The organism is Mycobacterium sp. NGS19 (genome assembly GCF_059813155.1).
This window is the reverse complement of sequence record NZ_JCALEB010000001.1, coordinates 721260-735373: the sequence shown is the minus strand read 5'-3', so window position 1 is coordinate 735373 and position 14114 is coordinate 721260. Positions and strand designations below refer to the sequence as shown.

The window sequence follows — 14114 nt, the reverse complement described above, 5'->3', positions numbered from 1 at the left end:
CATGTATCCGGGCGACATCAAGTCGGTGTTGCTCACCGAAACTCAGATTCATACCCGCACGGCCGAGTTGGGTGCTGCCATCGCGGAGCGCTATCGGGGCCTGATCGGCGAGGGCGGCGACGATCTGCTGCTGGTGACCGTGCTCAAAGGCGCGGTCATGTTCGTCACCGACCTCGCGCGGGCAATCCCGCTGCCCACGCAGCTGGAATTCATGGCCGTCAGTTCGTACGGCTCGGCGACGTCGTCGTCGGGGGTGGTCCGCATTCTCAAGGACCTCGACCGCGACATCCAGGACCGCGACGTGCTGATCGTCGAGGACATCGTGGACTCCGGGCTGACGCTGTCGTGGCTGCTGCGCAACCTCGCTGCCCGGCATCCGCGCTCCCTGAGTGTGTGCACCCTGCTGCGCAAGCCAGATGCGGTGCGCTCGGACGTGCAGATCGACTTCGTCGGCTTCGACATCCCCAACGAGTTCGTCGTCGGCTACGGGCTGGACTACGCCGAGCGCTACCGCGACCTGCCGTACATCGGGACGCTGGACCCCCGCGTCTACGAGCTCTAGCCGCGCTGGGTCAGATCAGCTGCCAGATCACCGTCACCGAGAAGCTGACGGTCTGCTGGCCCGGTTCTAATGCCACGGGTTCGGCCATGGCGCGCGGCATCGGCGTGGGTGTCGGCGGCGTGGCCCCGCTGGTCTCCGAGATCGAGATCACGTTGCCCAGCTTCACTCCCGACAGCTGCGCGTACTGCTCGGCGCGTGCCTTCGCGTCGTTGAACGCCCGCGCCCGGGCGTCCTTCACCAGCTGGGAGTCGTCGTCGATCGAATAGTTGACCCCGTTGATCCGGGTCGCGTCCCCTCCGGTGCTGACGATCAGCGCCAGCGTTTGCGACGCCGTCGCGGTGTCGCGGATCTTCACCTGGATCGAGTTGCCGGCCCGGTATCCCGTGATCACCGACGGATCAGGCCCGTATTGCGGTTGCAGGTCGACCGACGTGGTGGCGATGTCCTTGCGGTCCACCTTCGCGTTGTTCACCAGCGCGTCGACGACGGCGCGGGTGCGGTCGCTGGTCTGGTTCAAGGCCGCGGTGACGTCGGGTGCGGTGGCCTCGATCGACGCGTTCACGGTCAGCGTGTCCGGCGTCCCTTGCACCTTTCCGGCGCCGACGACGGTGACCTGCCTGCTGTTCGGGCTGGCGCCGGGCGGCGAATCGCCGGCATCGCTGTCGCACGCCGAGATCCCGGCCATCGCGAGCGCGGCGGCCAGCGCCACTATCCCGTTGCGCAGCAGTATCTTTGCGGTCATCGGCATAGCTGGCACCTTACGGTCCGACCCGTTACGGAGTGACCAGAATCTTGCAATGCTCGTTCGGGGATGCCAGCTCGTCGAACGCCGAAGCCACGTCGTCGAGACCCACGAAGCCTGTGATCAGCGGCGCGACGTCGATGTCGCCTTCGGCGATCGCGCGGAGCGTGTCGCCGAATTCGTCGGGCGTCTGTCCGAACACGAACTGCACGCTGAGTTCCTTCATCGACGCGAAGGCCGGCCGGATAGGGTCGGGCTGCATGCACATGCCAATCGACACCACGCGGCTGTTCATCGGCGCCATGCGCAGCACCTCGTCGAGGATGCCCGGCATGCCGACGGCTTCGAAGATCACCGCGGGTGTCACCACGTCGTACGGCGATTCCTGCGCGGGGTCGACGAAGTGCGCGCCCATGGTTTCGGCGAATTCCCGGCGTCTGGGCGAGAAGTCCGCTGCCGTGATGTGCCCAACGCCGCGGTGTTTCAGCGCGGCGATGACGGCCACGCCTACGGGTCCGCAGCCCACCACAAGAGCAGCTTCACCGGGCTGCACGCCGGACTTGTTCACCGCATGCAAACCGACGGACAGTGGCTCGGTGAGCGCGGCGTGGCGGGGATCGAGGCCATTGGGCACCGGCAACAGGAGCGGCGCCGACAGCAGCATGCGTTCGGCGTATCCGCCGATGACGGAGTTGCTGAACACTATCGGCTCGATTCCGATGGGCGACAGCAGAACAGGCAGCGACGTGACGACCGTGCCAACGGGCGGCGCCTGCGTCTGCGGTCCGGCCTCGAGCACTTCGGCCGAGAATTCGTGGCCCATGTAGACGTCGCGGGACAGGTCGACGTTGCCCTCCACCGGCAGGCCACGCACTTGGCCGGCGAGGCCCAGCAGCTCGCGGCCGTGCTTGGCGAAGTGCAAGTCAGACCCGCATATTCCGCACGCCACAACGTCGACCAGCACTTGGCCCGGATCCTGAACCGGATCGGCGACGTCGTCGCGGCACACCATCGTGCCGTCGTGCAGTACAGCGGCGCGCATCAGGTCTTCTGGTTTTCCATTTCGCCGGCGTGTTCGCCGATCGCCTTGGCGATCGCCTCGCCTGCGCGGCCGAACAGCTTGTCGCGCATGCCTTTGGCCCACTCGTGCGATGCGCGCGGCGCTTCGAGCTGACCTTTGAAGTGCGGAATGACCTTGCGTGCGAACAGCTCATAGCAGTGGTGAGTCGCCTGCGGTGACGCCCAGTCGTGGCCGAGCATCAAGAACGTGCCGAATCCCCCCGAGCGGTCCAGCAGATCCTCGATGTAGGCGATCGCGTCGTCGGGTGTGCCGATGCAGCCGCTGCCCTTGGCCGCGTACTCCTCGACGAACTCGCGCGAGCTGCGCGCGCCCTCGACGCTTTCGGCCAGCGGCACGAATCCGGCGGCACCGAAGTAGTTGACGAAGTCTTCGAGTCCGTATGTGCAGTCGTCCAGAGCCTGCTCGCGGGTGTCGGCCAGATGCATGATGCCCAGTACCCGCCAGCCGCGCCGGTCGGGCTCGGCACGGCCGGCCTTCTCGACTTGATCGGCCACCAAGGCCCAGGCGTCCTCGATGGCCGCGTAGCCGCCCGGCACCGACATCGACAGTGACAGCAGTGATGTGCCGAGCTGACCCGCCAGCCGCGGCCCTGAGGGGGAAATCATTGCGGCGGTGGAGATCTCGGGATACGGCCAGGTGTACGGCCGGATGTGCAGCTGGGCGTCGCGCAGGGTGAACCAGTCGGAGTGCCTGTCGACCCGCTCGCCGGGTGCAGCCCGGAACAGGGCGAGGATGGCCTCGAGCGACTCTTGCATCATCCGACGCTGTTCCACCGGGTCGATGCCCATCATGTAGGCATCCGACGGCAGCGCGCCCGGCCCGGTGCCGAAAATCGTTCTGCCGCGGGTCAAATGGTCTAGCAGGACCCACCGGTCGGCCACCATCAGCGGGTGGTGGTAGGGCAGCGAGACCACGCCGGTTCCGAGTTTGATGTGCTTGGTGCGTTCGGCGGCGGCGGCGATGAAAACCTCCGGGCAGGAGATGAGTTCGTATCCGCCCGAATGGTGCTCGCCGAACCAGACCTCGTCGAAGCCCAGCCGATCCAGCGCCACCACCCGTTCCATGTCGTATTCCAGTGCGACGGTTGGTGATTGGCCGATAGGATGGAACGGCGTGATGAACACACCGAAGTTGAGCGGGCCCTGCATCACAACTCCAATCCGGACAAGAACTTCAGCAGCGCGTCGTTGATTTCGGCCGGCCGCTCCTGCTGTATCCAGTGACCCGCGCCGTCGAGCACGATCTCTTGGTAGTCGCCGGTCACGACCTCACGCGCGCGGTCGGACCGGGTGAAGAAGCGGACAGGATCCTTTGCGCCGGTGATGAACAGCGACGGCACGGTGATGGTGCTCGCAGGGGGATCGGCGGTCAAGTGCCAGTTGCGGTCGAAGTTGCGGTACCAGTTGAGTCCGCCGGTGAATCCGGTACGGCGGAATTCCTCGACATAGTGGTCGAATTCATCCTGAGTCATCCAGTCGGCCAGTGCGGTCGGTTTGGGCAGCCGCTCCACCCAGCCTTCAGGACCTGGCGCCAGCATGCGTGCGGCTGCGTCGGTGTCATCGGGGGATCGCGGCCCGCCGAACACCCGCAGCATGGTCTCTTTGACGTCGCGGCTCAGGTTCGCATCAGCGACGCCCGGCTCTTGGAAGTAGAGGATGTAGAAGAAGTTCTCGCCGAACATTTCTCGCCAGGTCTCGACGGGCGGCTTCTTCGAGCGCGGCACCGGCGGCACGCTCAGCCCGACCACGCCGGCCACTCGGTCCGGGTGCAGCAGCGGAAACGTCCACGCCACCATCGCGCCCCAGTCGTGGCCCACGATCACGGCGCGTTCGGCGCCGGCCTCGTCGAGCAGGCCCGCGATGTCTCCGCACAGCGCGACGATGTTGTAGTCCTCGATTGCCTCGGGCCGCGACGAGCCGCCGTAACCCCGTTGATCCGGTGCGAGCACGCGATAGCCGGCGTTGACGAGTGCCGGAATCTGGTGCCGCCAGGAATAGGCGAGTTCGGGAAAGCCGTGAGCCAACACCACCAGCGGGGCATCGGCTTCTCCTGCCTCCACCACCCGCAGCGCTACCCCGTTCGTCTCAACTAACCGCTGGGTTGAGGTGACCACGGGTTCACCCAAGCACAGGAAGCCCGCGCGGTGAAGGGTCCAAGGGTCCGTGGTGCACGCCAGCCGCAGAACCCGTCGGGAACATTCATTCGTTGGTCTAGCGGTAGCCTGAACTAACTCTCGAGACGCTTCGGAAGGACCTGGCCCACGCACCCAATCGCCGGCCGATACAGACGATGAACCGCAAAAACGTGATCCGCACGCTCACGGTGATCGCCGTGGTGCTGCTGCTGGGCTGGTCGTTCTTCTACTTCAGCGACGACACCCGCGGTTACAAGCCCGTCGACACCTCGGTGGCGGTCGCCCAGATCCACTCCGACAACGTCAAGAACGCCCAGATCGACGACCGCGAACAGCAGCTGCGCCTCACGCTGAAGAACGGCAATCAAGCCACCGGCGGCGCCGACAAGATCATCACCAAGTTCCCCACCGGCTACGCCGCGACGCTGTTCGACCAGCTCAACAGCAAGAACGCCAAGGTCAACACCGTGGTGAACCAGGGCAGCATGCTCGGCTCGCTGCTGATCTACCTGCTGCCCTTGCTTCTTCTCGTCGGCCTGTTCGTGATGTTCTCCCGCATGCAGGGCGGCAGCCGGATGGGCTTCGGGTTCGGCAAGTCCAGGGCCAAGCTGCTCACCAAGGACATGCCCAAGACCACGTTTGCCGACGTGGCCGGCGTCGACGAGGCCGTCGAGGAGCTCTACGAGATCAAGGACTTCCTGCAGAACCCCAGCAGGTATCAGGCGCTGGGCGCCAAGATCCCCAAGGGCGTGCTGCTGTACGGGCCGCCCGGCACCGGCAAGACCTTGCTGGCCCGCGCCGTCGCAGGCGAGGCCGGTGTGCCGTTCTTCACGATTTCCGGCTCCGACTTCGTCGAGATGTTCGTCGGCGTCGGCGCCTCCCGGGTTCGCGACCTGTTCGAGCAGGCCAAGCAGAACAGCCCATGCATCATCTTCGTCGACGAAATCGACGCTGTCGGCCGCCAGCGCGGCGCCGGCCTGGGCGGCGGTCACGACGAACGCGAGCAGACGCTCAACCAGCTGCTGGTCGAGATGGACGGGTTCGGGGACCGGACCGGCGTCATCCTGATCGCTGCCACCAACCGGCCGGACATCCTCGATCCGGCGCTGCTGCGGCCCGGCCGCTTCGACCGCCAGATCCCCGTCACCAACCCGGACCTCAACGGTCGCAAGGCGATTCTGCGTGTGCACGCGGCCGGAAAGCCCATGGCACCCGACGCCGACCTGGACGGGCTCGCCAAACGCACCGTCGGCATGTCCGGTGCGGATCTGGCCAACGTGATCAACGAGGCTGCGTTGCTGACCGCCCGCGAGAACGGCACGGTGATCACCGCCGCCGCGCTCGAGGAGGCGGTGGACCGGGTGATCGGCGGGCCGCGTCGCAAGAGCCGGGTGATCAGCGAGCTGGAGAAGAAGATCACGGCCTACCACGAGGGCGGTCACACGCTGGCGGCGTGGGCGATGCCAGACATCGACCCGATTTACAAGGTGACGATCCTGGCCCGCGGCCGCACCGGCGGGCATGCGCTCGCCGTGCCCGAGGACGACAAGGGCTTGATGACGCGCTCGGAGATGATTTCGCGGCTGGTGTTCGCGATGGGCGGACGCGCCGCCGAGGAGCTGGTGTTCCGCGAGCCGACGACGGGCGCGGTGTCCGACATCGAGCAGGCCACCAAGATCGCGCGCGCGATGGTCACCGAATACGGGATGAGCGCCAAGCTGGGCGCAGTGCGATACGGCACCGAGCACGGCGACCCGTTCCTCGGCCGCACCATGGGCACTCAGCCGGACTACTCCCATGAGGTCGCCCGTGACATCGACGACGAGATCCGCAAACTCATCGAGGCCGCACACACCGAGGCGTGGGAGATCCTCACCGAGTACCGCGACGTCCTCGACATCCTGGCCGGCGAGCTGTTGGAGAAAGAGACCCTGCACCGGGCCGACTTGGAGGCCATCTTCGCCGACGTGAAGAAGCGGCCGCGGCTGACCATGTTCGACGACTTCGGCGGCCGCATTCCGTCGGACAAGCCGCCCATCAAGACGCCGGGCGAGCTGGCGATGGAGCGCGGCGAGCCGTGGCCCAAACCCGTTCCTGAGCCGGCTTTCAAGAAGGCCATCGCGCAGGCCAGCCAGCAGGCCGAGGCGGCACGTGACGCGTCGGGGAATGGCAACGGCGGCAACGGATATCCGGCCCAGCCCCAGCCGTCCCCGGCGAGCGCGGGCTACCCGCACTCGGCGGCCACCCAACCCGACTACGGTGCACCCGCCGGCTGGCGTGCGCCAGGCTGGCCGCCGCCGCAGCAGAACTATTGGTATCCGCCGCCGCAGAACTACGGACCCTATTCGCAGCAACAGAATCCGCAGCGCGGCCAGCCACAATCAGAGGGCGGTACACCTGACGGGCAGCATGGCGACGACCCCGGTCGCGCCGGCCCGTCCAGCAACGGCTGACAAGGACGGAGGCGTTGATGGCCCAGCCGAATGCGCGTGTTTCGAGCAGCAACACGCCGGTGTTCGACCGGGAGCGAGCCGAAGCCGCGATCCGCGAGCTGCTTCTCGCGATCGGTGAAGACCCTGACCGCCACGGTCTTCGCGACACTCCGGCCCGGGTGGCACGGGCGTACCACGAAATGTTCGCCGGCCTCTACACCGATCCGGACAGCGTGCTGGAAACAACCTTTGACGAGCAACACGACGAACTGGTTCTGGTCAAAGAGATCCCGATGTACTCCACCTGCGAGCACCACCTGGTGTCGTTTCACGGCGTCGCCCACGTCGGCTACATCCCAGGAGAGGACGGCCGGATCACGGGGCTGTCGAAGATCGCCCGGGTGGTGGACCTGTACGCCAAACGCCCGCAGGTTCAAGAGCGGCTCACCGGGCAGATCGCCGACGCGCTGATGCGCAAGCTCAACCCGCGCGGTGTGATCGTGGTCGTGGAAGCCGAGCACCTTTGCATGGCGATGCGCGGCGTGCGTAAACCCGGTGCGGTGACCACCACTTCCGCGGTGCGCGGACAGTTCAAGTGCAGCGCCGCGTCACGGGCCGAGGCGCTGGACTTGATTCTGCGGAAGTGACCGCGACTCGCGTGCAGGTGATGGGGGTCGTCAACGTCACCGACGACTCGTTCTCCGACGGGGGAGTGTTCCTCGACCGCGATCGCGCCGTCGAGCACGGGCTGACGCTGGCCGCCGAAGGGGCCGCGATCATCGACGTCGGAGGTGAGTCCACCCGGCCCGGCGCGGTGCGGGTGCAACCGCGGGTCGAAACCGAACGTGTCGTCCCCGTCATCGAATCCCTTGCTGCCCACGGCATTACGGTGAGCATCGACACCATGCGGGCAGAGGTGGCCGCGGCGGCACTGCAGCACGGAGCGCGCATCGTCAACGACGTCTCCGGTGGCCGGGCCGACCCGGACATGGGCCCCTTGGTGGCCGAGGCCGGCGTCTTCTGGATCTTGATGCACTGGCGCTCTGTGAGCGCCGAACACCCGCACCGCGTGCCGGACTACGACGACGTCGTCGCCGACGTCAAGGCCGAGCTGCTTGCCAGCGTCGACGCCGCGACGGCCGCGGGCGTCGACCCGGCACGGTTGATCATCGACCCCGGACTCGGTTTCGCCAAGACCGCACAGCACAATTGGGCGCTCCTGCACGCGCTGCCCGAGCTCGTCGCGACCGGCATCCCGGTGCTCGTGGGTGCGTCGCGCAAGCGTTTCCTTGGTTCGCTGCTTGCCGACGACGCCGGCCAGCGGCCGCCGGCCGGGCGTGAGACAGCGACTGCGGTGATCTCCGCATTGGCTGCGCTGCAAGGCGTTTGGGGCGTTCGCGTACACGATGTGCGAGCCACCGTCGACGCGCTCAAGGTGGTCGAAGCATGGGCGGGCGGCGGTGTCTGATCGAATCGAGTTGCGGGGCTTGACCGTTCGCGGGCGGCACGGCGTCTTCGAGCACGAGCGGCGCGACGGGCAGGATTTCGTCGTCGACATCACCGTGTGGCTGGATCTGTCGCAAGCCGGCGCCAGCGACGATCTCAGCGATACCTACGACTATGGCGAGCTGGCCGAGCAGGCGGCGGCGATCGTCGGCGGCCCCGCCAAGAATCTGATCGAAGCCGTCGCCGCGGAGATCGCCGACGGCGTCATCGCCGACGAGCGAGTGCGCGCGGTCGAGGTGACGCTGCACAAACCGCACGCGCCCATTCCGTTGAATTTCAAGGATGTCGCGGTCGTCGTCCATCGCTTCCGGCAGCGCGAGGAGAAGCTGTGACACGGGCGGTGCTGTCCATCGGCTCCAATCTCGGCGACCGGGTGGGCCGGTTGCAGTCGGTGGTCGACGCGCTGGGTGACTCGCTGGTGGCGGTGTCGCCGGTATACGAGACCGTGCCGTGGGGCGGTGTCGAACAGGGGCCGTTCCTCAACGCCGTCGTCATCGCGGACAATCCTGACCTGGACGGGCGCGGATGGCTGCGGCTGGGCCAGCAGCTCGAGCGGTCCGCCGACCGGGTTCGTGGCCGGCGGTGGGGACCGCGCACCTTGGACGTCGACGTGATCAGCTGCCGATCGGACGGCACCGAACTCGTGGTCCGCGAACCCGACCTCACGCTGCCGCATCCGCTGGCGCATCTTCGCGCCTTCGTTCTGGTCCCGTGGCTCGACGTCGAGCCGGATGCGACGCTGACGGTCGCCGAGGTGCCGACACCGGTTTCGCGGCTGCTCGAGGACATCGAGCCCGTCGACAAGGCCGGCGTCATGCCGACGGATCTGACGCTGCGGTCGACGGTGTGACATGGGACCTACCCGCAGGCGTGACCTGACGGTTGCGGTGGCACTCGTCGCCGTTCTCGGCTACCTCGTCACCACGGCCGTCTACCCACGAGGCTTTCCGCCGATCACCGTCTGGACGGGGCTGTCGCTGCTCGGCGTTGCCGGCGTGGAGGCCGCGTGGGGCCGCTACGTGAGAGCCAAGATCAACGACGCCGAGATCGGCGCCGGCCCCGGCAGACTGCATCCGCTGGCCGTCGCGCGCACCGTCTGGATCGCCAAGGCGTCGGCATGGGTGGGCGCCCTCGTGTTCGGTTGGTGGCTGGGCATGCTCGGGTACTTGCTGCCCAACCGCGGCTGGCTTCGTGTGGCCTCGCAAGACACCCCGGGCGCGGTAGTGGCGGCCGCGTGCGCGCTGGCGCTGATCGTCGCGGCGCTGTGGCTGCAGCATTGCTGCGAGAAGCCCGAAGAGCCGCCCGACAACGCCGGCGCAACCGGCGATTAGAATCGCCGGGCTTCCTCGACACGCGACGTGACCTCGGCGGGTACAGTTCCGCCCATGACCGATCTGAGCCGCGGCGCCCGGTCCCGGCGCAGCGGCCGCAGGCCGGGTTGGCTGCTTCTGACGGCGTTGCTTGTCCTGGCCATTGCGGCCAGTTCCGCGCTGGTGTTCACCGACCGCGTCGAACTGCTGAAGCTGGCCGTGATCCTTTCGCTGTGGGCGGCCGCGATCGCGGCGTTCGTGTCGGTGATCTACCGCAGGCAAAGCGATCTGGACCGGGCCAAGGCTCGCGACCTCAAGCTGGTCTACGACCTTCAGCTGGACCGCGAGATCTCCGCCAGGCGTGAGTACGAGCTGGAAGTCGAGTCACAGTTGCGCCGCGAACTCGCCTCCGAACTACGCGCACAGGCCGCCGACGAAGTCGCCGCGCTGCGGGCCGAGCTTGCCGCCCTGCGCGCCAACCTGGAGCTGCTGTTCGACGCGGACCTGTCGCATCGGCCGGCTTTGGAGGAGCCGGAACGCACCACCGTGAAGGCTTACAGCGACTGGCAGCGCGACACAGAGGTCACCGATCCTGGGAAGAACATCCCGAGATTCGTCGCATCGCCGCACCAAGACCCTGAGGACGGTAGCGAGAACGCGATCATCGACGTCCCGGAGGAACCGGCAGAGCCCGAGGAGCAGCAAGTCGCTGCCGAGCCCGGCGCGCCTGCATGGGTGCCGCCCGAACCCGTGGCGCCCACGACGGCGGGCAGGCACGGCACGCGCGCGGACGCCTGGCGACCGGTGGGTGCCGAAGGGCAGTGGCTGCCGCCCGGCACGCCGGGCAGTCGCTGGACGGCCGGCAACGGCGTCTCAGCAGCTCCGGTGCCGCCCTCGACTCCGGCGGAGCCTGCCGTTGGCCGGCACCTTGGGAGCACAGACGGCGGCACGCCGTCGGCGCGGCACGCCACAACGGCGTCGCAGCCAGAACCGCAGCAGCCGTCGGCTCGGCACGGCGGGTCCGACGATGCTCCGCGCAGCGGCGGCCACCACGGCGAGGGCCAGGGCCAGTCCGTCGCAGAACTGCTGGCGCGGCTGCAGGCCGGAGCCAGCCCCACCGGGGGCGGCCGTCGCAGGCGCCGCGACGACTGAGATACCCTGTGGGGGACCGTCCGGTACCCGCCTGGCAGGACCGGAACGACTTTCGGAAACTTTGCGAGGTTCCCTGCGATGGAGCAGCCCCCCGCTGACGGCTGGCCCCACGACCCATTGCGTCCGGCTCGACTTTCGGTAGGCGTCATCTCCGCCGGCCGGGTCGGCAGCGCGCTGGGCGCGGCGCTGGAGCGGGCCGGTCACGTGGTCGTCGCCTGCAGCGCGGTGTCGCACGCGTCGCGGGAGCGGGCCGCCCGTCGGCTGCCCGACAGCGCCGTGCTGCCCGTGCACGAAGTGGCCGGGCGTGGCGAATTGCTGCTGTTGGCGGTGCCCGACGCCGAACTCACCAGTGTGGTGTCCGGGCTGGCGGCCACGCGCGCCGTGCGGCCAGGCACCATCGTCGTGCACACCTCGGGCGCCAACGGAATCGGCGTGCTGGCGCCTCTCACCGAGCAAGGTTGCCTGCCGTTGGCTGTTCATCCCGCTATGACGTTCACCGGGTCCGACGAAGACCTCGCCCGGCTGCCGGACACCTGCTTCGGCATCACCGCGGCCGACGACACCGGCTATGCGATCGGTCAATCGCTGGTCCTCGAGATCGGCGGCGAACCGTTCCGGGTGCGTGAGGACGCCCGCACGCTGTACCACGCCGCGCTGGCGCATGCGAGCAATCACGTCGTCACGGTGGTCGCCGATGCGTTGGAAGCGTTGCGTGCTGCGCTGTGGGGCCAGGAACTGTTGGGTCAGCAACTCGTCGACGACGCACCCGGGGGCATAGCCGAACGCGTGATCGGTCCGCTGACCCGTGCGGCAGTGGAGAACACGCTGCAGCGGGGCCAGGCTGCGCTCACCGGCCCGGTGGCGCGCGGCGACGCCGCCGCCGTCGCCGCGCATCTGCGTGCCCTGGCCGAGGTCGACCCTCTGCTCGCCGAGGCGTACCGCAGCAACTCGCTGCGCACCGCGCAACGCGCGCATGCCCCTGAGGAAGTCTTTGCGGCACTGAGCAATTCAGGCGATCGGGCAGGGTGCGGTGACAACTAACCTGGCGAAGAAGTTCCACCCCGGTCAGCTCAACGTCTACGAGACGCCCAAGGCCGTGGGTGAGGTAACCCGTGCGTTGCGGCAGACCGGACGGCGGGTGATGCTGGTACCCACTATGGGTGCGCTGCACGACGGCCATCTCGCGTTGGTGCGGGCCGCCAAGCGGGTGCCGGGCTCGGTGGTGGTGGTGTCGATCTTCGTCAACCCGTTGCAATTCGGCGTCGGCGAAGACCTCGACCGGTACCCGCGCACTCTGGACGCGGATTTGGAGCTGTTGCGCGGCGAGGGCGTCGAGGTGGTGTTCGCGCCCAGCGTCGAGGCCATGTATCCCGACGGCGCGCGTACGTCGGTGCAGCCCGGCCCGCTGGGTGCTGAGCTCGAGGGTGCTTCGCGGCCAACGCATTTCGCCGGTGTGCTCACCGCGGTGCTCAAGCTGCTGCAGGCGGTCGCGCCAGACCGGGCGTTCTTCGGCGAGAAGGACTACCAGCAGCTGGTGCTGATCCGGCAGATGGTCGCCGACCTTAACATCGACGTGCGGATCGTGGGTGTGCCGATCGTACGCGAGGCCGACGGGCTGGCGCTGTCGTCGCGCAACCGCTATCTGTCCGCGGCGGATCGCGAACTGGCCGGTGCTCTTTCGTCGGCGCTGCTGGCCGGGATGTATGCGGCATCCGGTGGAGTGGAGGCGGCGCTGGACGCGGCCCGCGCGGTGCTGGCCGAGGTGCCTGCCCTCGAGGTCGACTACCTCGAAGTGCGCGGGCCCGCACTGGAACCCGCTCCGTCCCGCGGCCCGGGCCGGCTGCTGGTAGCCGCGCGGCTCGGCGACACCAGACTCATCGACAACATCGCAATCGACATCGGTGGCACCGACGGGCATTCCCCGGATGGTCCGGACGACCACCACGAATTGCCCTGGAGGAACTGATGTTACGGACCATGCTGAAGTCGAAGATCCATCGGGCCACCGTGACCCAGGCCGACCTGCACTACGTCGGATCGGTCACTATCGACGCCGACCTGATGGACGCCGCCGATCTGCTCGAAGGCGAGCAGGTGACGATCGTCGACGTGACCAACGGCGCGCGGCTGGTCACCTATGCGATCACCGGTGAGCGCGGCAGCGGTGTGATCGGGATCAACGGCGCGGCAGCCCATCTGGTGCATCCCGGTGACATCGTGATCCTGATCGCCTACGCGACCATGACCGACGCCGAGGCCCGCGAATACCGGCCGCGGATCGTGTTCGTCGACTCCGCCAACAAGCAGGTGGACCTCGGCAGTGATCCGGCTTTCGTGCCCGAGGACTTCGACTTGGTGTCGCCGCGGTAGCCATGCTCCTCGCCATCGACGTCCGCAACACCCACACCGTGGTCGGCCTGATCACCGGTTCGGGTGGGCACGCAAAGGTGGCGCAGCACTGGCGAATTCGCACCGAATCGGAGGCCACTTCCGACGAGATGGCGTTGACGCTCGACGGGCTGATCGGTGACGATTCGGAACGGCTGACCGGTGCGGTGGGGTTGTCGACGGTGCCGTCGGTGTTGCACGAGCTGCGCGAGATGCTCGACCAATATTGGCCGCAGGTGCCGCACGTGCTGATCGAACCCGGTGTGCGCACGGGCATTCCGCTGCTCGTCGACAACCCCAAGGAAGTCGGCGCCGACCGGATCGTCAACTGCCTTGCCGCCTATCAGAAGTACGGCACCGCCGCGATCGTCGTCGACTTCGGCTCGTCGATCTGCGTCGACGTGGTGTCGGCGAAGGGCGAATTCCTAGGTGGAGCAATCGCTCCCGGCGTGGAGGTGTCGTCGGACGCAGCGGCGTCGCGCTCGGCGGCGTTGCGTCGCGTGGAGCTGACCCGTCCGCGCAGCGTCGTCGGCAAGAACACGGTGGAGTGCATGCAGGCCGGAGCGGTGTTCGGGTTCGCGGGGCTGGTCGACGGGCTCGTGCAGCGGATCCGCGAGGACGTCGACGGCTTCGCGGGCGACGGCGTCGCCGTGGTGGCGACCGGTCACATCGCGCCGCTCCTGCTGCCCGCGATGCACACGGTGCAGCACTACGACCGCCATCTCACGCTCGAGGGGCTGCGGTTGGTCTTCGAGCGCAACCGCGACAGTCAGCGCGGCAAGCTGCGCCAAGCCCGCTGACCCTCAC

General features: G+C 67.8%; 16 protein-coding genes. 12 read left to right on the top strand and 4 right to left on the bottom strand.

Annotated features, from left to right (window positions below):
* Position 1: 1 nt before the first annotated feature.
* Positions 2 to 562 (top strand): hypoxanthine phosphoribosyltransferase, encoded by a 561-nt coding sequence (gene hpt / locus AC5Y4N_RS03805; RefSeq protein ID WP_499907499.1) that lies wholly within the window; start codon positions 2 to 4, stop codon positions 560 to 562.
* 10 nt (positions 563 to 572) lie between these two features.
* Here hpt and AC5Y4N_RS03800 read toward each other — a convergent pair whose 3' ends face one another.
* Genes AC5Y4N_RS03800 through AC5Y4N_RS03785 form a run of 4 tightly spaced genes read right to left on the bottom strand, consistent with a single transcriptional unit; the run spans position 573 to position 4498 of the window.
* Positions 573 to 1310, bottom strand: a complete 738-nt coding sequence (locus tag AC5Y4N_RS03800) for an SIMPL domain-containing protein (protein ID WP_499907254.1) — start codon at positions 1308 to 1310, stop codon at positions 573 to 575.
* 25 nt (positions 1311 to 1335) lie between these two features.
* The gene (locus AC5Y4N_RS03795; RefSeq protein WP_499907252.1) at positions 1336 to 2346 is read right to left on the bottom strand and encodes a zinc-binding dehydrogenase; all 1011 of its coding nucleotides are present in this window, start codon (positions 2344 to 2346) and stop codon (positions 1336 to 1338) included.
* Positions 2346 to 3533, bottom strand: coding sequence for an LLM class flavin-dependent oxidoreductase (locus AC5Y4N_RS03790; RefSeq protein WP_499907250.1), 1188 nt, complete (start codon positions 3531 to 3533; stop codon positions 2346 to 2348). Before AC5Y4N_RS03790 ends, AC5Y4N_RS03795 begins: the two co-directional genes overlap by 1 nt.
* On the bottom strand, positions 3533 to 4498 hold the full coding sequence (locus AC5Y4N_RS03785; protein ID WP_499907248.1) for an alpha/beta fold hydrolase: 966 nt from the start codon (positions 4496 to 4498) through the stop codon (positions 3533 to 3535). The genes AC5Y4N_RS03790 and AC5Y4N_RS03785 overlap by 1 nt, the downstream gene beginning before the upstream one ends.
* A 176-nt stretch (positions 4499 to 4674) precedes the next feature.
* Here AC5Y4N_RS03785 and ftsH point away from each other — a divergent pair, with 176 nt between their 5' ends.
* From ftsH to AC5Y4N_RS03730, 11 genes are all read left to right on the top strand, one after another.
* Positions 4675 to 6972 carry an ATP-dependent zinc metalloprotease FtsH gene (gene ftsH / locus AC5Y4N_RS03780; protein WP_499907246.1) on the top strand — a complete coding sequence of 766 codons (2298 nt, stop codon included), beginning with the start codon at positions 4675 to 4677 and terminating at the stop codon, positions 6970 to 6972.
* A gap of 17 nt (positions 6973 to 6989) precedes the next feature.
* Positions 6990 to 7598 carry a GTP cyclohydrolase I FolE gene (gene folE / locus AC5Y4N_RS03775; protein ID WP_499907243.1) on the top strand — a complete coding sequence of 203 codons (609 nt, stop codon included), beginning with the start codon at positions 6990 to 6992 and terminating at the stop codon, positions 7596 to 7598.
* A 20-nt stretch (positions 7599 to 7618) separates the two neighbouring features.
* On the top strand, positions 7619 to 8419 hold the full coding sequence (gene folP, locus AC5Y4N_RS03770) for a dihydropteroate synthase (protein WP_499907497.1): 801 nt from the start codon (positions 7619 to 7621) through the stop codon (positions 8417 to 8419).
* On the top strand, positions 8412 to 8789 hold the full coding sequence (gene folB / locus AC5Y4N_RS03765; RefSeq protein WP_499907242.1) for a dihydroneopterin aldolase: 378 nt from the start codon (positions 8412 to 8414) through the stop codon (positions 8787 to 8789). The genes folP and folB overlap by 8 nt, the downstream gene beginning before the upstream one ends.
* On the top strand, positions 8786 to 9307 hold the full coding sequence (gene folK / locus AC5Y4N_RS03760; protein ID WP_499907241.1) for a 2-amino-4-hydroxy-6-hydroxymethyldihydropteridine diphosphokinase: 522 nt from the start codon (positions 8786 to 8788) through the stop codon (positions 9305 to 9307). Before folB ends, folK begins: the two co-directional genes overlap by 4 nt.
* Position 9308: 1 nt before the next feature.
* Entirely contained in the window at positions 9309 to 9788 is a 480-nt protein-coding gene (locus AC5Y4N_RS03755) for a DUF3180 domain-containing protein (protein ID WP_499907239.1), read from the top strand.
* 54 nt (positions 9789 to 9842) lie between these two features.
* Positions 9843 to 10919 carry a DUF6779 domain-containing protein gene (locus AC5Y4N_RS03750; RefSeq protein WP_499907237.1) on the top strand — a complete coding sequence of 359 codons (1077 nt, stop codon included), beginning with the start codon at positions 9843 to 9845 and terminating at the stop codon, positions 10917 to 10919.
* A gap of 78 nt (positions 10920 to 10997) precedes the next feature.
* Positions 10998 to 11960, top strand: coding sequence for a Rossmann-like and DUF2520 domain-containing protein (locus tag AC5Y4N_RS03745; protein ID WP_499907235.1), 963 nt, complete (start codon positions 10998 to 11000; stop codon positions 11958 to 11960).
* Complete coding sequence (gene panC, locus AC5Y4N_RS03740) at positions 11950 to 12885, top strand: pantoate--beta-alanine ligase (protein WP_499907233.1); 936 nt, start codon at positions 11950 to 11952, stop codon at positions 12883 to 12885. The genes AC5Y4N_RS03745 and panC overlap by 11 nt, the downstream gene beginning before the upstream one ends.
* Positions 12885 to 13289, top strand: coding sequence for an aspartate 1-decarboxylase (panD, locus tag AC5Y4N_RS03735; RefSeq protein WP_499907231.1), 405 nt, complete (start codon positions 12885 to 12887; stop codon positions 13287 to 13289). Before panC ends, panD begins: the two co-directional genes overlap by 1 nt.
* 2 nt (positions 13290 to 13291) lie before the next feature.
* Positions 13292 to 14107 carry a type III pantothenate kinase gene (locus AC5Y4N_RS03730; RefSeq protein WP_499907229.1) on the top strand — a complete coding sequence of 272 codons (816 nt, stop codon included), beginning with the start codon at positions 13292 to 13294 and terminating at the stop codon, positions 14105 to 14107.
* The last annotated feature ends 7 nt before the right edge of the window (positions 14108 to 14114 follow it).